Here is a 16,278-nt window from a genome sequence, read left to right as displayed (position 1 = left end):
TCAAGGCAGGCCCATGGAAAACGTTCACGCAAAACCCACCACCGCCGTATGGCTGATGATCAGCGTCGTGCTGGTCGCGCTTAACCTGCGCCCGTCGATGGCGGCCGTAGGGCCGTTGTTAGCGTCGATTCGCGGCGAGGTGCCGTTGAGTTTCAGCAGCGCGGCGCTGCTGACCATGTTGCCGGTCATGGCCATGGGCCTGGCGATGTTTTTCGGCATGGGCCTGGCCAAGCGCTTCGGCGAACATCGCAGCATTGCGGTGTCGCTGCTGGTGATCGGCGTGGCGACGCTGTCGCGGTTGTTCCTCGATTCGGCGCTGGAGTTGATCGTCAGCGCCATCGCTGCGGGGGTCGGCATCGCGATGATCCAGGCGGTGATGCCGGCGCTGATCAAGTCGCGCTTCAGCGCTGACGTTTCATTGTTCATGGGCTTGTACGTCACGGCGATCATGGGCGGCGCGGCGCTGGCGGCGTCGTTCTCCCCGTTCGTGCTGGTGCAGACTGGTAGCTGGCGCATCGGCCTGGCGATCTGGGCGGGGCTGGCCGTGCTCGCCCTGGTGTGCTGGTCCGCCCAGCGTGCGGCGCTGCCGGTTCTGCCCCAGGCAGGTTCTGACAAGCAGGAAGGATTTTTCGGCAACGGCCGCGCCTGGTTGCTAGCGATCTTTTTTGGCCTCGGTACAGCCTCCTACACCTGCGTACTGGCGTGGCTGGCGCCGTACTACGTAGAACAAGGCTGGAGCGAACAGCATGCCGGTTTGCTCCTGGGTTTCCTCACCGCGATGGAAGTCATCTCGGGCCTGGTCACCCCCGCCCTCGCCAACCGCCGCCGGGATAAACGCGGAGTGTTGGCCGTGTTGTTGGTGCTGATCATCCTCGGGTTCTGCGGCCTGATCCTCGCGCCCCAACACCTGAGCCTGCTGTGGCCCTGCCTGCTCGGCCTGGGCATCGGCGGCCTGTTCCCGATGAGTTTGATCCTGTCCCTCGACCACCTCGACCACCCGCGCCGCGCCGGTAGCCTGACGGCGTTCGTGCAAGGCATCGGTTACCTGATTGCCGGCCTGTCGCCGCTGATCGCCGGGATGATCCGCGATCAATTGGGCAGTTTCGAATGGGCATGGTGGTCGCTGGCGGCGGTGATCGGGGTGATGCTGCTGATCGTCACGCACTTCAATCCGAAGCATTACGCAGACCACATCCGCTGACGTCGTGTTGCAAACACTTTTTGTCCCACGCACAACACTGAAATACCCTACAGAGCTTTCTATTGGCACTCCCGTTCCGTTAAGCTTTTGCCCTTGTCGCGCGCTGCCACAGTGCCAAGGCTTACCGGATGGAATGGATGCTAAACAGTAACTTGCTCAGAAAGCTCGATATGCAGGATTTGATGGTGTTTATCGCCGTCTACGACCAGAGCAGCGTTACCGAGGTGTCAGAAACGCTGTTCGTCAGCCAGTCGACCGTGAGCTACAGCCTGAAGAAGCTGCGCACCAGCTTCGAGGATGAGCTGTTCATCAACACGCGGGCGGGTATGCGTCCGACGTACAAGGCCAGCACCATGTACGGCCATGTGCAGAAAATCCTCGAAAGCATCAACCTGTGCCACGCCGGTGGCCAAGCTTTTGACCCCACCCAGAAAGCCGTGACCTTCAACGTGTGCGCCCCGGAGTATTTCGAGCAACTGATCCTGCCGCGCCTGTTGAAACACTTCGACCGCGCGAACCTGCCGGTGATCGTCAATGTGCGCAAGCTGGAAACCGAGATCCCTGCCGACGACCTGCGCGAAGGCCGCCTCGACCTGGTGATTTGCTTTGGCCCGCACTTTCACCGCGCGCATAAAGACTTCAAGACCCAGATGTTGCTGGAAGATGATCTGGTGTGTGTCTTCGACAAGCGTGCGGCGCCCCGCGAGGCGGCGTTCAGCCTGCAGTCGTTCGTCGAGCGGCGCCACGTGTTTCCCACGCCGTGGACCTCCGACACCAACATGGTCGACGGCTGGCTGGCGCGTCAGGCCCACAAGCGCCAGGTGGTCGCACGGGCCAACAGCTATGGCGCGGCGTTGAAGATGATCACCGGCACCGACTTCATCGTGACCCTGCCCCGCCGCGTCCACAAACTGCTGGCCCCGGCGTCGGTGTTCGGCCACTGCGAGGCGCCCCACGGGTTGCCGGGGTTCACCCTGGATATGCAGTGGAACGAAACCAGTGAACAGGACAGCGCCAATACCTGGTTCAGGGAGCAGGTGGTCAAAGTCTGCGCTGAACAGGGATTACTCTGACCTTACGCATCGACGGTTGTGGTGGATGGAAGCGCTTAGCCGATCGCGACCTTACTGTAGGAATCGCGATCGATATCCAGCAATTCGACACTCAGTTGCACCTGCACACCTTCCGGCCATGGCCCAAGTTCCTGCACCACGGCCAGCAGGCTTTCTGACAGCTGCTTCTTGACCTGCGCCGAGCGTCCACTGAGCAACGCCAGGCGCACGGCGACAAAACCCCGCGGGTTCATGCCGGTGCCCACGCGAAAACTCTCGACCTTGAGTGAACGGCTCTTGATATCCAGCTCGGCGCCAAACTGACCGGAGGCCACCAATGCATGGTTCAGACGCAACAGGGCCTTGTCGGTGTCCAGTTGCGTCAGGTTGGCGGTGTATTCCAGGTGCAGGTGTGGCATGGGAGTCTCCGAAGTATCGATAGGAAGATTCCTAGATATACCACGGATAAAAGCATCAGACCTTTTTCGCCAGCCCGCGGTCGCTCATGAACGCCTCCAGCCGCGAACGCACCCAGCGCTCGGCCGGATCGGTGTCCACATGGCTGAGCCAGACCATGGACAGATCCAGGGTCGGCGTCTCGAATGGGTAGGGCTCACAAAACAGATTGCCCGACAGCGTCATGGCTTCGGCGGTGTAGTCCGGCAGGCTGGCGATCAGGTCGGTGCCGGCCAGCAGCGCCGGCAGCGCGCTGTATTGCGGCACCGACAGCACCACATGGCGCTTGCGCCCGATTTCCGCCAGCCACTCATCGGCAAACCCGGATACGTTGGCGGTGTGGGACACCAGCACATGGGGCCGCGCACAATATTCATCGAGGGTCAGCGGCCGGTCAGACGCGTCGGCGCGCAGCAAGCGCGGGTGGATATGGCGCAGCAACTTGCGCTTGGCATTCGCCGGCAGGCCACGGGTCTGGGTGATGCCGACGGTGATATCACCGGATGCCAGCAGATCGGGAATCCGCCAGTAATCCACATGCTGCACCACGAACACCACCATCGGCGCTTCCTGGCGCAAGGCGCGCAACAACGGCGGCAACAGGCCGAACTCGACGTCATCGGACAGGCCGATCCGGAAGGTCATGGTGCTGACGGACGGGTCGAAATCGTGGGTCAGGCTCAGGGCCGATGAAAGAGAGTCCAGGGCCGGCGACAGGTGCCGGATGATTTCCTCGGCCCGCGCGGTAGGTTCCATGCGGTGGCCGACGCGAATGAACAGCGGATCGTTGAACAAGGTGCGTAACCGGTTGAGCGCCGAACTGATGGTCGGCTGGCCGAGAAACAACTTCTCCGCCACCCGCGTCACATTGCGCTCGAGCATCAGTGCCTCGAAGACCACCATCAGGTTGATGTCGGCCTTGCGTAATTCATTGCGATTCATCGGCACCTGCCCTTTCCCCACGACAAGCCGCAGTTTAGAAAGCCCGAGGGGCTGCGTCTATGCGCGCACTGTTCATTGGGCGGCTTTACGACTATATATTCAGCTCTTCACGGTCGCAGGAACACTATCGTGCTGGTTATTCTCGCCGCGGCCTTCCTCCTGGCCGGGTTCTGCATCTGGGTCATCCAGTTTATCGCGCACCCCACCGCCCGCACGTTGCTGCGGGTATTCGTCGGCCTGTGCCTGGCGGCGGTGGTGGCGTACCTGGTCTTGGCGTCGGGTTATCCTATTTCGTTGCTGGTCTCATAACGACCCGAGGGGCCGGCGCCTGTTCCTGGCCCTGGCGCAAACGCAGCGCGGCCAACGCCGCGACCACCAGCACCACGGCAATCACCTTCAGGCCATTCATCGCGTTGCCGGTACTCATCTCAATCATGCCCATCACCGACGGCCCGACAAACCCGCCCAACAGCCCGCAGGCATTGACGAAACCCAGCCCGCCCGCCAAGGCGACGCCCTTGAGACGCGAGGCCGGGTAGAGGAACACAATCGACTGCACCACAAAAAACATCACTGCCGACAGACAAAAGCCCAGCAGGCTGAACACCGGCCCCGACACCGACGCGATGCCCAACCCCAGCGCCATGGTCAGCAACCCGGTGATCAACAGGCGCCGCGCGCGGGTGGGTGTGGTCGCAAAACGCGGCAGCCACACTGCGCCCAAGGCGGCGGCGATCCAGGGCAGCGAGGTCAGCAACCCCACGCTCATGGTGCTCAATTCACCGTATTTGCTGATGATGCTCGGTAGGAAAAAGATCACCGTGTAGACCGTGATCTGATGGCAAAAATACACAAAGATCGCCAGCAGGATCTGCGGGGTCAGCCAGTTTTTCAACGCGTGGCCGCCCTCCCCGGCGCCTTCCTCGGTTTCCTGGGCAATGCGCTGTTCGATACCCTGCGCTTCCGCCGCCGTCAGCCACGGCGCCTGGCTCGGGCGGTCCGGCAACTTGCGCCACACCACCCAGGCGAAGGCCACCGCCGGCAAACCTTCGAGCAGGAACATCCACTGCCAGCCATGCCAGCCGAGCAGCCCGTCCAGGCGCATCAACGCTGCGCCCACCGGGCCACCGATGATGTTGGCAAAGCACACGCCGAGCAGGAAATAGCCGGTGGCCCGTGCGCGTTGTTCGCGGTTGAACCAGTAGGTCAGATAGAGCATGACCCCGGGAAACAGGCCCGCTTCGGCGATGCCCAGCAGCAGGCGCAATACGTAGAACGAGGTCTCGCCCTGCACAAACGCCATGGCCGCCGAGATCAGGCCCCAGGTCACCATGATCCGCGCGATCCAGAAGCGCGCGCCGACTTTGTGCATGATCAGGTTGCTGGGGATTTCCGACAGTGCATACGTGAGGAAGAACAAGCCCGCGCCCAGCCCGTAGGCCGCGGCGGAGATGCCCAGGTCGACGTCCAGGTGGTGCTTGGCCAGGGCGATGTTGGTGCGGTCCAGAAAGCTCAGGATGTAGGCGATGATCAACAAGGGCATCAACTTGGCGAACATCAATTTGTTCAGTACCTGCGGTTCGCGGGCCTGGGTGGCGGTAGTCATCGGGCAGTTCCTCCTGGCGCCCCGCCAGCGCGGCTGGGGGGCGCATCAATGTTGTTCTAGGGTTCGAGTTGCACAACCAACGCCTGCGGGCGATGGGAAAACAGTTGCAGCAGCGCGCCGCCCAGGGCGCAGCCGGCCATCACGAAAAAGCACACGGTGTAGCCATGCAGCGTGGTCCAGCCGCCGCCCATCGCGATCAGGCTGCCCATCAACACCGGCGCCAGGCCGCCGCCGATGAACATCGCGGTGGTGATGATGCCGTTGGCCGTGGAGGTGGCCGACGGCTCGGCCGAGTCGCAGGCCACCGCGTAGTAGATCGGCCAGACCGCATTGGCGACCAGGCCGAACAGCAACTGCACGACGATGATCAGGGTCAGGGTGCTGGCGAAGTAGAACGCGCCGACACTGACGGCCATCCACAGCCCGCAGATGATCAGGGTGGTACGGCGGCCGATGATGTCCGACAACGACGGCCACACCAGTTGCCCGAGAATCCCGGTCAGGGTGAACACCACGCTCATCCCCGCCGACTGCGCCAGCGACAGCCCGACGATGTTGTAGAGGTAGGCCGGCAACACGATATTCACGCCCATGTACACCACCTGCGTGAGCAGGGTGTTCCCCGCCGTCAGCGCGATATTGCGGTTGCGCAGGGTGGCGACAAAGGTGCGCCAGGTGTCGCCCTTGATCTGGCTGGCCGGGGCATTGTCCGGTGGCGTCATGCCTTTGGCGGCGATGTCGACGTACAGCGCGGTGATGCGTTCGGCCGTGGAATACCGCGCCCAGAAGATCATCAGCGGCAAGGCCACCACGAAGGCGAAGAAGAACACGTAGCGCCAGTTGTCCTCGCCGAAGGTGCTGATCACAAAGCTGGCGACGATGCCGCTGAGCATCGCGCCGATCGGGTAACCGGTGTGGTGCGCGCCGAGGGCAAAACCGCGGCGTTCCACCGGCCACCATTCGGCGGTGTTGCTCACGCCCACCGGCTCGCCCCAGCCCGCGCCGAGGTTGACCCCGACACGCAGGGCGATAAACGTCGCGAGGTTGCCGCTCAACGCCTTGAACCCGGACAGAAACGAGATCGCCGTGTAGCCCAGCACCAACGGCACCTGGAACCGCGCGCGCTTCCAGCCGCCGCCGTAGCGGTCGCTCCACATCGAACCCGGGATATCCAACAGGGCCAGGGCGAGCATGATCACCGTGGCCACGGTGCCCCACTGATCGGCGGACAAATCGAAATGCTTGGAGATGGTCGGCCCCAGGCGCAACACGATCTCACGGTCGTAGGCGTTGAGAATCCAGATCATCCAGCAAACCAGCAGCGACACCCAGGAATGCCGGTGAATGCTGCGCAGCGACGCTTTTTTTAAAGTAGCCATGGGCCTCTCCAGGCGCGCGAAGGCGCGCACTGACACAAGGTTGCGAAGGAATGTTGCTGATCGAACACACGCGCTAGCCGGCGAACCGTCGCTCGGCTATTCCTTGCACGCCCAACCCGGTAATGGCGAACAGTGCGCCGCGCTGCTGGCCGTCGTGCGGAAAACGCGGCAGCGGCGGCTTGGCCATGGAGGTCACAAACAGGGTGTCGAGGTTCGGCCCGCCGAAGGTCAGGCTGGTGACCTTCTTCACCGGCATTTGGATGACCCGGTCGACGTGGCCATCGGGGGTGTAGCGCACCAGCTTCCCGGCATAGACCAGGGCCTGCCACAGGCAACCTTCGGCGTCCACGGTGCAACCGTCCGCGGCGCCGCCACCCGAGGTGTCGACCTTGGCGAAGGTGCGCCGGTTGCTGACATTGCCGCTGGCGAGGTCGTAGTCATAGGCCCAGATCTCGCCCGACCAGGTGTCGCAAAAGTACAAGGTGTCCCCGGATGGGCTCCAGCACGGGCCATTGGAAACGATGATGCCTTCGTCCAGGGTGTGCAGGCGCAGGTCCGGGTCCAGGCGGTAGAGTCTGGCGCTGGCGCGGTCTTCCTGGGTGTCCATGGAACCGAAGACAAAGCGGCCCTGGCGGTCGACCTTGCCGTCGTTGAGACGGTTGTTCGGCAGGTGCGGTTCGGGGTCTTCGATCAGCGCCAGTTCGCCACTGGCCAGGTCCAGAGTGTGTACGCCATTCTGCAGGGCGACGATGGCCGCCGCGCCGTTGTGGCGCAGGGCCATGGAGCCGATTTTCTGGCCCACGTCCCAGGCACGCAGTTCGCGGCCGTCGTCGGTGCAACGCAGGATGCGGCCGTCGGCGCTGTCGATCCAATACAGCCGCTGTTGTTCGACGTCCCACACCGGGCCTTCGCCCAGGGTGGTCTTGACGTCCACAAGCACTTCGATACGCATGGTGTGATCCCCTTATTGTTGTTGTGCGGGATTCGGGCCGCGCCAGCACGCGGCCGTGTCGTCGGTTAGAAATTGACCTGGTCGCGCCCCTTGAGCCCGAGGATGTCCCGCGCTTCATCCGGCGTGGCGACGCGATGGCCGAGGGCTTCGATCACGCTGCGAATGCGCCGTACCTGATCGGCGTTCGAAGCGGCCAATTTGCCCGGCCCGTCCCACAACGAATCTTCCAGGCCGACCCGGGCATGGCTGCCCATAGACAGGCCCATGGTCGCCAGCGGAATTTGCCCACGCCCGGCACCGAGGATCGACCACACATAATCGTCGCCAAACAGGCGATCGGCGGTACGACGCATGTGCGCCAGGTCTTCCGGGTGCCCGCCGATGCCGCCGCGCAGGCCGAACACCGATTGGATGAACAGCGGCGGCTTGAGCAGGCCACGTTCCAGGAAGTGCGCGGCGGTGTAGAGGTGACCGATGTCGTAGCACTCGATCTCAAAACGGGTGCGGTTCTCGGCGCAGGAATTGAGGATGTGGGCAATGTCGCGGAAGGTGTTGCGAAAGATCCGATCGTCACTCTCTTCCAGGTATGGACGCTCCCAGTCGTGCTTGAACTCGGTAAAGCGGTTGAGCATTTCGTACAGGCCAAAGTTCATCGAGCCCATGTTCAGCGAGGCCAATTCCGGCTTGAACTGCATCACCGGCTGTAGGCGTTCTTCCACGCCCATGGTCGGCGCGCCACCGGTGGTGATGTTGATCACCACGTCGCTGGCGGCCTTGATCTGCGGCAGGAATTCGGCGAACAGCGCGGGGTCCTGGCTGGGGCGGCCGTCGTTGGGGTCACGGGCATGCAGGTGAACAATCGCCGCGCCGGCTTCGGCGGAGCCGATGGCGGCGGCGGCAATTTCCTCGGCGGTGATGGGCAAATGCGGCGACATCGACGGCGTATGGATGGCACCGGTCACGGCACAGGTAATGATCACAGGACGTTTTTTGGACATGACGATTCTCCGACTTTTATTCTTATGAAAAAAATCCTGGGTACAGCTCGGGGTTCTTCCTTGGCGACTGGCGCCGCGTCCTACAGGTACTCGACGTTACCGTCGACACTGATCGCCTGGCCGGTCACGTTGCGGGCGGCGGGCGAACAGAGGAACAGCGCCATGGCCGCGACATCTTCGGCGGTGACCATGCGTTTGAGGGAAATTTTGTTGAGGTATTCCTGGCGCATCTCGGGTTCGGGTACGCCGACCTGCTCGGCACGGGCGCGAATCACCGCGTCCATGCGCGGGCCTTCGACGATGCCGGGCAGCAAGGCATTGACGCGGATGTCACTCTCGCCCAACTCCGAGGCCAGGGATTTCATCAGGCCGACAATCGCCCACTTCGTCGCCGCATACGGCGTGCGCCACGCGTAGCCCAGACGCCCGGCCACCGAGGCGATATGCAACAGATGGCCGTGGGACGATTGCTTGAGCATCGGCACCGCATGGTGGGCAAAACGGTATTGCGCAGTCAGGTTGATGTTGATAGTGGCTTGCCATTCGGCGTCGCTGATCGCGTCGATACCGCCCGTGGGGCCGGCGATGCCGGCATTGTTGACCAACACGTCGAGGCCGCCGAAATGCTCGCGCTGCACCTCGAACACCGCCGCGATCTGCGCGGCATCACTGACATCGGCGCGGGTGGCGACGCTGCCTGGGTATTTGTCGCGAAACGCCGCCAGGGCCGGTTCGCTGACATCACACACATGTACCTGGGCACCGGCCTCCAGGTACGCCGCGGCCAACACTTCACCGATGCCGGCAGCCCCACCGGAAATCAATACACGTAACCCAGGATAGGGCTGTAGCCGCTGTAGGACACTCATGCACGTTTACCTCCTGAAGCAGACGACCGCGAACGGTCGTTCTTGACGAGCAGGCGCGCCAGGGAATCGGCGGCCTGCATGATGTCATCGGTCACCGCCGCCCGTGCGCCAGCGCCGTCGCGGGCGGCCAGGGCTTCGACGATGCGCGTATGCGCCTCCATCGAGCGTTGCAGGTGAGCTTTATCGGGGGCGACCAGGGCAAAGCACGGCCCCATGTGCAGCCAGAAATTCTCCACGGCGGCCATGGTCAGTTCGGCCTGGGCCACTGCGTAAATCCGGCGGTGGAAGGCGAAGTTGGTCCACAGGTAGCGCGACACATCGACTTCGTCGGCGGCGTGCTGCATTTGCTGGCACAGGTCGGTGATTTCGTCGAGGTCGGTTTTTTTCAGGAGCAATACCGCCTTCTCGGCCAGCAAGCCTTCCAGAGCAACCCGCGCATCGCGGATTTCGCGCAGGCGCTCGACCGTCATCATGCGGACCCGCAGACGCGAGGTTTCGGTGACTTCAAAGGCGTTTTCGGCGCTGAGGCGTTGCAGGGCTTCGCGCACCGGCATCGGGCTGGAGCCGAGCGCTTCGGCCAGGCCACGGATGGTGAGTTTCTGGCCGGGCTGGAAACGCCCACTCATCAACGCTTCGCGGATCTGGCGGTAGACCTGGTCTTGCAAGGTATCGCGGGACACCTGGCGCAGGGTGGGCAGGAGGAGCGGACCATCTGTCATGAGGCAAACCTGTGTTGTGGTTCTTATGCCTCCAATATGTGATCACAAATCAAATATGTCAAATAGTTTGCCTATTCCCGAGAAACGCCCGTTGCACATGTGGGAGCGGGCATGCCCGCTCCCACCGATCACGCTTCAGGGTTTCAGCGGAATTTCCCGATCCCGCTCCGAAAGCTCCGTGCCGTCGTCGGGATGCTTCCAGGTCTGCGGCTTTTCTTCCTCCAATTGCCGCCTGCGTCGCTCCTGCTCCCGTTCGTCCCGCTGTTTCTGTTCGTCAGTCATAGGCACCCCCGACCGTAAGAATTGGTTACGCCTGCAAGCATAGAACAAGGACGCCGCCGTGGGTCTGCACCGACCACTGATAATCAAAACGCATCAATAGATCAAAAATATTCACTTATCATTTCTAAATGTGTCAGCCACTATCCTTGGCCTTAAGCGAAACAAGCACTTTAAAAAGAACGCTGGAGACACAAAAGCATGACTAGCCCTACCCGCCCCGACTCTGCCCGTTCGAAAATTGGTGCGGTTTTCCGCGTTACTTCGGGCAACTTCCTCGAACAGTTCGACTTCTTCCTGTTCGGCTTCTACGCCACCTACATCGCTGCCGCGTTCTTCCCCGCCGCTAATGAGTTTGCGTCATTAATGATGACCTTTGCCGTGTTCGGCGCGGGCTTCCTGATGCGTCCGTTGGGTGCGGTCATCCTGGGTGCCTACATCGACGATGTGGGGCGGCGCAAAGGGTTGATCGTGACGCTGTCGATCATGGCCAGCGGTACGCTGCTGATTGTGCTGGTGCCGGGTTATCACACCATTGGCCTGTGGGCTCCGGCGCTGGTGTTGCTCGGCCGTCTGCTGCAAGGCTTCTCGGCCGGTGCGGAACTGGGCGGGGTGTCGGTGTACCTCGCAGAAATGGCCACCCCCGGCCGCAAAGGTTTCTACACCAGCTGGCAGTCGGGCAGCCAACAGATCTCCATCGTGGTCGCCGCCGCGCTGGGCTATGGCCTGAACGTGTGGATGCAACCGTCGGTCGTGGCCGACTGGGGCTGGCGCATTCCGTTCGCCGTCGGTTGCGTGATCATTCCGTTCATCTTTGTGCTGCGGCGCAACCTTGAGGAAACCGAAGAGTTCGCCAACCGCAAACATCGCCCGAGCATGCGTGAAGTGCTGGCGACCCTGGCGAAAAACTGGTCCGTGGTCATCGGCGGCATGTTGATGGTGGCCATGACCACCACCGCGTTCTACCTGATCACCGTGTACGCGCCGACCTTCGGCAAGACCGTGCTGCAACTGACCACGTCCGATGCGTTGCTGGTGACCCTGTTGGTGGCGATCTCGAACTTTGTCTGGCTGCCCATCGGCGGCAGCCTGAGCGACCGCTTCGGGCGCAAACCGGTGCTGGTCGCGATGACCGCGCTGACGGTGCTCACGGCTTATCCGGCGTTGTCCTACGTGGTAAACGCTGCGAGCTTTGCGCATATGCTGGAAACCCTGCTGTGGTTCTCCTTCCTGTACGGCATGTACAACGGCGCGATGATCCCGGCGCTGACCGAAATCATGCCGGTGGAAGTGCGCGTGGCGGGCTTCTCCCTGGCCTATAGCCTGGCGACTGCGGTCTTCGGCGGTTTCACTCCGGCGATCTCCACCTGGTTCATTCACGTCACCGACGACAAAGCCTCGCCGGCCTACTGGTTGATGTTCGCCGCCCTGTGCGCCCTGTGCTCGACCCTCGCGCTGTATCACCGTGCCAATACCCGCGGGCAGGTCATGCAAGAGGCGGCGCAATGAAAGCGCTGTCGAAAACCCTGACGGCCCTGGCCCTCGGTGCCCTGGCACTGACGGCCCAGGCCGAACAACTCAAGGTGATGACCTCCGGTGGCTTCACCGCTGCCTACAAGCTGCTGGGCCCGCAATACGCCCAGCGCAGCGGCGACACCCTCGACACCGTCCTCGGCCCGTCCATGGGCAAGGCGCCGGAAGCGATTCCCAACCGCCTGGCCCGTGGCGAACACGCGGATGTGGTGATCATGGTCGGCTACGCCCTGGATGAGCTGATCAAACAGGGCAAGGTCGACAAAGCGTCCCGCGTGGAACTGGGGGATTCGCGAATCGGCCTGGTGGTGAAAGCAGGCGCGGCCAAACCGGCCATCGGCACCGATGCCGAACTCAAAGCGGTGTTGCTCAAGGCCAAGTCCGTGGCGTATTCGGACAGCGCCAGCGGCGTGTATGTCGAGAAGGAACTGTTCAAGAAACTCGGCATGCCGGCCAAGGGCACCATGATCGAACGCATCCCCGTGGCCGAACAGGTCGCCAAGGGTGACTACGAGGTGGGCTTGCAGCAGGTGGCGGAACTGTTACCGGTGCCGGGGGTGACTTACGTCGGCAAGATCCCTGAAGACGTGCAATCGGTGACGCGCTTCGCCGCGGGTATTCCGGTCAACGCCGAACACCCGGCGCAGGCCAGGGCGCTGCTGCACTACCTGGCCTCGCCCGAGGCGCAAGCGGTGGTGCAATCCACCGGCCTGGACTCGGTGTCACGCTGACCGAAACGGCAGCTCCCGCACCAACCGCTCCAACTCCAGCGCCGCTGGCGGCAACGTCCGCCCGCGGCGCTTGATCAAGCCCACATTGCGCATCACCTGCGGTTCCACCAGCGGCACACTCAGCAGGATCGGGTGTTCAGTGCCCGGCATGGCAATCGACGGCACCATCGCCACACCCAGCCCCGCCTCGACCAAGCCGATCATGGTGGTCACGTGGTGCGTCTCGCAAATACTCGGCTTTTTCACCCGCACGCCGCGCAGGGCCTGGTCCAGCAGAAAACGGTTGCCCGAGGTTTTGTCCACCGTGATGTAGTCATGCTCGTAGGCCTCGGCCCAGCTCACGCTGGCGCGCTCGGCCAGCGGGTGATCGCGGCGGCAGGCCAGCACATAACGCTCCTGAAACAGCAACTCGAACTCCACCTCATCGGCCAGGCTGCCGCTGAAACTCACGCCGAAATCCGCCTCGCCGCTTTCCACCGCATTGCACACCTCGCCGGCACTGGCATCCAGCACCCGCAGGCGAATCTTGGGGTAGAGCTTGTGGAATGCCGAGATCACGTGAGGCATGAAGTAATACGCGGTGGACGGCACACACGCGATGGTCACATCGCCCATCCGCGTGGAGGCGACGTTGCTGATGCCCATCAGCGCGATGTCGAGGTCATCGAGGATACGCTCGACCTGCGGCAGGAAGGCGCGCCCGACCATGGTCAGGCTGACGCGGCGCGTGGTGCGCTCGAACAGCTTCACGTCGAGGGCGGTTTCGAGCTTTTCGATGCGCCGGCTGAGCGCTGGCTGCGAGATCCGGATGGCATCGGCGGCGCCGCGAAAACTACCCTTGTCTACTACGGCGCGAAAGGCTTGGAGGTCGTTGAGGTCGAAGTTGATGATCACGGTAGGAAGCCAGTGGGAATCGGGATGGAGGGCATTATCGTATGGCAGGTGACGGGGCGCCATGTGCGTAAGGACCGGCGCCCGGATACGCCAGGTTGTCAGCATGAAACTGCGCAGTATGGCGCGTTTCGACGGCCTGCGAACCTGTCAGGAATGACAGTACCGCTGGTCTTGCGCAGTGTTGACGACGGGCTGGCGCGGGGCTTTTATTAAGCATGTCGCACTGCGTCGGTGCGCAGTAGGACATCAGGGTTTAGAGGATACGAACAATGAGCGACAGACAGAACGGCACGGTGAAGTGGTTCAACGATGAAAAAGGCTATGGGTTCATCACTCCGGACAGCGGGCCCGACCTGTTCGTACACTTCAGGGCGATTGAGGGCACTGGATTCAAATCATTGAAAGAAGGACAGAAAGTCAGCTTCGAAACGACAAAAGGGGAAAAAGGCATGCAGGCGGACAAAGTCCAATTGATCAGCTGATAAGCCTGCGACTCACCGCGTCACCCCGCCCACCCTGGGCCATGTATTGCACTGAAAATGGAGAACGGCCATGTCCAGAAAGACTCCACAGACTGCAATCTTCATCAGCAGCGAAACTGCCGCCCACGATGCACAGGACGTTTTCTTTCGCAGCAGCACCGCCCAGGGTGGCCAGGTCCTGCGCGAAGGGCAAACCGTCACCTACGAATTGGAACGGGGGCCGGGGGGCGAGTGGCAAGCGGTCAATATCAGGATCGTGGAAGAACCGACGCTGAATTAGCGCCATCCTGCGCGCCGCCACTCGCGGCGCACTTCACTACAGCTGAAAGCGTGCCACCGCCTCGTTCAGTGCGACCGCCAGTTGCGCCAGTTCCCGGCTCGCGCCGTTGATCTGCCCGGCGCCGGAAGACGATTGCGCCGACAAGTCGCGAATGTTGACGATGTTGCGATCGACTTCCTTGGCGACCTGGGCCTGCTCCTCGGCGGCGCTGGCGATGACCAGGTTGCGCTGGTGAATCTGGTCGATGGAATCGGTGATCTGACTCAAGGCACCGCCGGCGCCTTCCGCCAACGCCAGGGTGTCGGTGGCGCGTGCGGTGCTCGACTGCATCGAGGTCAGTGCGTGGTCGGAACCCGCGCGCATGGCGCTGACCATCTGGTCGATTTCCAGGGTCGATTGCTGGGTGCGGTGCGCCAGGGCGCGCACTTCGTCGGCCACGACCGCAAAACCGCGTCCGGACTCCCCGGCCCGCGCCGCTTCGATGGCGGCATTGAGGGCCAGCAGGTTGGTCTGCTCGGCGATGGAGCGAATCACGTCGAGTACCTTGCCGATATCCCGCGATTGCTCGGCGAGGTGTTGCACCAGGGTCGAGGTCTCGCCGATGTTGCTGCTCAGGGCTTGAATCGCGCTGACCGTTTCGCCCACGCGATGCTGGCCTTCGCGCGCCGTTTCATTGGACACCCGCGTGGACTCGGAGGTGGACACCGCGTTGCGCGCCACCTCGTCAGCTGCGGAAGTCATCTCATTGACGGCAGTGGCGGCCAGCTCGATTTCCGCGGTCTGCTTTTGCAGGCTGCGGCTGCTTTGATCGGTGATGCCGTTCAGGTCGGTAGCCGACGACGCCAACTGCCCGGCCGACTGGCGAATCAGCTGCAAAGTGCCGCGCAGGCTGGCTTGCATACTCTGCAGCGCCACGAGCAGGCGGGTCACTTCGTCGTCGCCGGTCACTGCCACCGTTTCGGTCAGGTCGCCACGGGCGACGTTTTCCGCAGCCCGCACCGCATGGCTCAGCGGGCCGACGATGCTGCGTGTCAGCAGCCAGGCCAGCGCCACGGTACTCAAGGCGGCCAGGAGCACAAAGCCGAAGACCATCGTGCGCGAACGGCCATACTGCGCCTCGGCCGCCAGCCCTTGTTGGTTGATCTGCGCGTTGTAATAGTCGGCCAATGCGTTGAGCTGGGCGCCGGAGCCATCGACCACGGTTTTCATATCCACCAACAGCAACTTGTTGAGCTCAGCCCCCTGTTGCTGGTCGGCCAGCGCAAACGAGCGGGTCAGCCCTTGCTGGTACTGGCGCAGCGAGACCTGGAACTGCTCATACAACGCGCGCACTTCGGGGCTGTCGATCACGGCGTCGAGGTCGGCCAGCTTTTTGCTCAGGTCCTGGCTGCGCGTGTCCATCTGGCTGCGGTATTGCGGGATGCTTGCCGGGTTCGGGTCCAGCGCCATGCGCAAAGAGATGGTCCGAATGCGCAACATGATCTCGCGGATATCCGAGACCAGACGCATTTTAGGCACCAGCCCACGCTCGACCTGGACCGCACTTTCACGAATGCTGGCCATGTTCGAGAGCGCAAAAAAACCGAGTACGGCCACCAGCAAAGCAATCAGGGCAAAACCCAGGCCCGCGCGACGGGCGATGGACAGGCTACGTAAGGACATTTTTCGAGGCTCTTTTATTAGTGATCAGATGTCATACAAGAGCATTTCGGCCGCCAGGATCAGGACTTTAGAGACGTCATCCATTTCCCCGCGTGCGCCTGCGATCAGTCATGCAGGATTACAGGGAGATTTGCGTATGCGGAAAAATCCCTGCACGGGAAAGAACCTGATCTCTCCATCTGAAACGAAAAAGCCTGCAGAACGCTCGGTTCAGCAGGCTTTTCGCTGCGGGCATCGGTCAAC

The 16,278-nt window shown here is 62.5% G+C and carries 18 protein-coding genes and 1 pseudogene; 7 read left to right on the top strand and 12 right to left on the bottom strand.

The features are described 5' to 3' along the window. Positions 1–13 precede the first annotated feature (13 nt). Both JN756_RS08210 and JN756_RS08205 read left to right on the top strand, forming a co-directional pair. Positions 14–1,201, top strand: a complete 1,188-nt coding sequence (locus tag JN756_RS08210) for a cyanate transporter (protein WP_201021982.1) — start codon at positions 14–16, stop codon at positions 1,199–1,201. 137 nt (positions 1,202–1,338) lie between these two features. After that, positions 1,339–2,274, top strand: a complete 936-nt coding sequence (locus JN756_RS08205; RefSeq protein WP_032804835.1) for a LysR family transcriptional regulator — start codon at positions 1,339–1,341, stop codon at positions 2,272–2,274. Positions 2,275–2,309: 35 nt separating this feature from the next. On the opposite strand, the gene JN756_RS08200 is transcribed toward JN756_RS08205, so the two are convergent. Together JN756_RS08200 and JN756_RS08195 are read right to left on the bottom strand one after the other, a co-directional pair. Continuing rightward, on the bottom strand, positions 2,310–2,672 hold the full coding sequence (locus JN756_RS08200) for a 5-carboxymethyl-2-hydroxymuconate Delta-isomerase (protein ID WP_017848726.1): 363 nt from the start codon (positions 2,670–2,672) through the stop codon (positions 2,310–2,312). 55 nt (positions 2,673–2,727) lie between these two features. Continuing rightward, positions 2,728–3,651, bottom strand: a complete 924-nt coding sequence (locus JN756_RS08195) for a LysR substrate-binding domain-containing protein (RefSeq protein ID WP_046384347.1) — start codon at positions 3,649–3,651, stop codon at positions 2,728–2,730. Positions 3,652–3,780: 129 nt separating this feature from the next. Here JN756_RS08195 and JN756_RS08190 point away from each other — a divergent pair, with 129 nt between their 5' ends. Further along, the gene (locus tag JN756_RS08190; RefSeq protein WP_017848724.1) at positions 3,781–3,960 is read left to right on the top strand and encodes a hypothetical protein; all 180 of its coding nucleotides are present in this window, start codon (positions 3,781–3,783) and stop codon (positions 3,958–3,960) included. Here JN756_RS08190 and JN756_RS08185 read toward each other — a convergent pair. The 7 genes from JN756_RS08185 to JN756_RS08155 form a co-directional block, all read right to left on the bottom strand. Next, complete coding sequence (locus JN756_RS08185) at positions 3,938–5,257, bottom strand: MFS transporter (protein ID WP_057004985.1); 1,320 nt, start codon at positions 5,255–5,257, stop codon at positions 3,938–3,940. The two genes, JN756_RS08190 and JN756_RS08185, sit on opposite strands and share 23 nt — an antisense overlap. 56 nt (positions 5,258–5,313) lie before the next feature. After that, on the bottom strand, positions 5,314–6,636 hold the full coding sequence (locus tag JN756_RS08180) for an MFS transporter (RefSeq protein ID WP_201021981.1): 1,323 nt from the start codon (positions 6,634–6,636) through the stop codon (positions 5,314–5,316). Positions 6,637–6,709: 73 nt separating this feature from the next. Beyond that, positions 6,710–7,588, bottom strand: a complete 879-nt coding sequence (locus tag JN756_RS08175; protein WP_201021980.1) for an SMP-30/gluconolactonase/LRE family protein — start codon at positions 7,586–7,588, stop codon at positions 6,710–6,712. A 65-nt stretch (positions 7,589–7,653) separates the two neighbouring features. Then, positions 7,654–8,586 (bottom strand): 3,5-dioxohexanoate:acetyl-CoA acetone transferase, encoded by a 933-nt coding sequence (kce, locus tag JN756_RS08170; RefSeq protein ID WP_201021979.1) that lies wholly within the window; start codon positions 8,584–8,586, stop codon positions 7,654–7,656. An 80-nt stretch (positions 8,587–8,666) separates the two neighbouring features. After that, positions 8,667–9,455 carry an SDR family oxidoreductase gene (locus JN756_RS08165; protein ID WP_026140238.1) on the bottom strand — a complete coding sequence of 263 codons (789 nt, stop codon included), beginning with the start codon at positions 9,453–9,455 and terminating at the stop codon, positions 8,667–8,669. Then, positions 9,452–10,174, bottom strand: coding sequence for a GntR family transcriptional regulator (locus JN756_RS08160; RefSeq protein WP_046384352.1), 723 nt, complete (start codon positions 10,172–10,174; stop codon positions 9,452–9,454). The genes JN756_RS08165 and JN756_RS08160 overlap by 4 nt, the downstream gene beginning before the upstream one ends. Positions 10,175–10,309: 135 nt before the next feature. After that, entirely contained in the window at positions 10,310–10,456 is a 147-nt protein-coding gene (locus JN756_RS08155) for a hypothetical protein (protein ID WP_017848717.1), read from the bottom strand. Positions 10,457–10,654: 198 nt separating this feature from the next. On the opposite strand from JN756_RS08155, the gene JN756_RS08150 reads away from it, so the two are divergent. After that, positions 10,655–11,962, top strand: a complete 1,308-nt coding sequence (locus JN756_RS08150; protein ID WP_057004984.1) for an MFS transporter — start codon at positions 10,655–10,657, stop codon at positions 11,960–11,962. Continuing rightward, the gene (locus tag JN756_RS08145) at positions 11,959–12,717 is read left to right on the top strand and encodes a substrate-binding domain-containing protein (protein ID WP_201021978.1); all 759 of its coding nucleotides are present in this window, start codon (positions 11,959–11,961) and stop codon (positions 12,715–12,717) included. The genes JN756_RS08150 and JN756_RS08145 overlap by 4 nt, the downstream gene beginning before the upstream one ends. Here the strand turns inward: JN756_RS08145 and JN756_RS08140 are convergent. Continuing rightward, the gene (locus JN756_RS08140) at positions 12,709–13,611 is read right to left on the bottom strand and encodes a LysR family transcriptional regulator (RefSeq protein ID WP_017848714.1); all 903 of its coding nucleotides are present in this window, start codon (positions 13,609–13,611) and stop codon (positions 12,709–12,711) included. The two genes, JN756_RS08145 and JN756_RS08140, sit on opposite strands and share 9 nt — an antisense overlap. 269 nt (positions 13,612–13,880) lie before the next feature. On the opposite strand from JN756_RS08140, the gene JN756_RS08135 reads away from it, so the two are divergent. Continuing rightward, positions 13,881–14,093 carry a cold-shock protein gene (locus JN756_RS08135; RefSeq protein WP_046384354.1) on the top strand — a complete coding sequence of 71 codons (213 nt, stop codon included), beginning with the start codon at positions 13,881–13,883 and terminating at the stop codon, positions 14,091–14,093. Between the two features lie 70 nt (positions 14,094–14,163). After that, positions 14,164–14,373 (top strand): cold-shock protein, encoded by a 210-nt coding sequence (locus tag JN756_RS08130; RefSeq protein WP_046384355.1) that lies wholly within the window; start codon positions 14,164–14,166, stop codon positions 14,371–14,373. Between the two features lie 36 nt (positions 14,374–14,409). Here JN756_RS08130 and JN756_RS32340 read toward each other — a convergent pair whose 3' ends face one another. Both JN756_RS32340 and JN756_RS32335 read right to left on the bottom strand, forming a co-directional pair. Then, on the bottom strand, positions 14,410–15,273 hold the full coding sequence (locus JN756_RS32340; protein WP_370737569.1) for a methyl-accepting chemotaxis protein: 864 nt from the start codon (positions 15,271–15,273) through the stop codon (positions 14,410–14,412). After that, positions 15,268–16,035, bottom strand: a pseudogene (locus tag JN756_RS32335) (MCP four helix bundle domain-containing protein); the annotation flags it as partial. The pseudogene JN756_RS32335 and the gene JN756_RS32340, both read right to left, overlap by 6 nt. Between the last annotated feature and the right edge of the window lie 243 nt (positions 16,036–16,278).

Source organism: Pseudomonas sp. Y39-6 (genome assembly GCF_023651955.1).
Classification (GTDB): Bacteria; Pseudomonadota; Gammaproteobacteria; order Pseudomonadales; family Pseudomonadaceae; genus Aquipseudomonas; species Aquipseudomonas veronii.
This window is presented reverse-complemented; position numbering and strand designations above follow the sequence as displayed.

Bases quoted from the DNA above. Each gene is read 5' to 3' on its own strand.
- JN756_RS08160 (WP_046384352.1), bottom strand. From the start codon at position 10,174: ATGACAGATGGTCCGCTCCTCCTGCCCACCCTGCGCCAGGTGTCCCGC.
- JN756_RS08150 (WP_057004984.1), top strand. From the start codon at position 10,655: ATGACTAGCCCTACCCGCCCCGACTCTGCCCGTTCGAAAATTGGTGCG.
- JN756_RS08145 (WP_201021978.1), top strand. From the start codon at position 11,959: ATGAAAGCGCTGTCGAAAACCCTGACGGCCCTGGCCCTCGGTGCCCTG.
- JN756_RS08175 (WP_201021980.1), bottom strand. From the start codon at position 7,588: ATGCGTATCGAAGTGCTTGTGGACGTCAAGACCACCCTGGGCGAAGGC.
- JN756_RS32340 (WP_370737569.1), bottom strand. From the start codon at position 15,273: ATGCAAGCCAGCCTGCGCGGCACTTTGCAGCTGATTCGCCAGTCGGCC.
- JN756_RS08130 (WP_046384355.1), top strand. From the start codon at position 14,164: ATGTCCAGAAAGACTCCACAGACTGCAATCTTCATCAGCAGCGAAACT.
- JN756_RS08200 (WP_017848726.1), bottom strand. From the start codon at position 2,672: ATGCCACACCTGCACCTGGAATACACCGCCAACCTGACGCAACTGGAC.
- JN756_RS08195 (WP_046384347.1), bottom strand. From the start codon at position 3,651: ATGAATCGCAATGAATTACGCAAGGCCGACATCAACCTGATGGTGGTC.
- kce (WP_201021979.1), bottom strand. From the start codon at position 8,586: ATGTCCAAAAAACGTCCTGTGATCATTACCTGTGCCGTGACCGGTGCC.
- JN756_RS08155 (WP_017848717.1), bottom strand. From the start codon at position 10,456: ATGACTGACGAACAGAAACAGCGGGACGAACGGGAGCAGGAGCGACGC.
- JN756_RS08180 (WP_201021981.1), bottom strand. From the start codon at position 6,636: ATGGCTACTTTAAAAAAAGCGTCGCTGCGCAGCATTCACCGGCATTCC.
- JN756_RS08205 (WP_032804835.1), top strand. From the start codon at position 1,339: ATGCTAAACAGTAACTTGCTCAGAAAGCTCGATATGCAGGATTTGATG.
- JN756_RS08210 (WP_201021982.1), top strand. From the start codon at position 14: ATGGAAAACGTTCACGCAAAACCCACCACCGCCGTATGGCTGATGATC.
- JN756_RS08165 (WP_026140238.1), bottom strand. From the start codon at position 9,455: ATGAGTGTCCTACAGCGGCTACAGCCCTATCCTGGGTTACGTGTATTG.
- JN756_RS08185 (WP_057004985.1), bottom strand. From the start codon at position 5,257: ATGACTACCGCCACCCAGGCCCGCGAACCGCAGGTACTGAACAAATTG.
- JN756_RS08135 (WP_046384354.1), top strand. From the start codon at position 13,881: ATGAGCGACAGACAGAACGGCACGGTGAAGTGGTTCAACGATGAAAAA.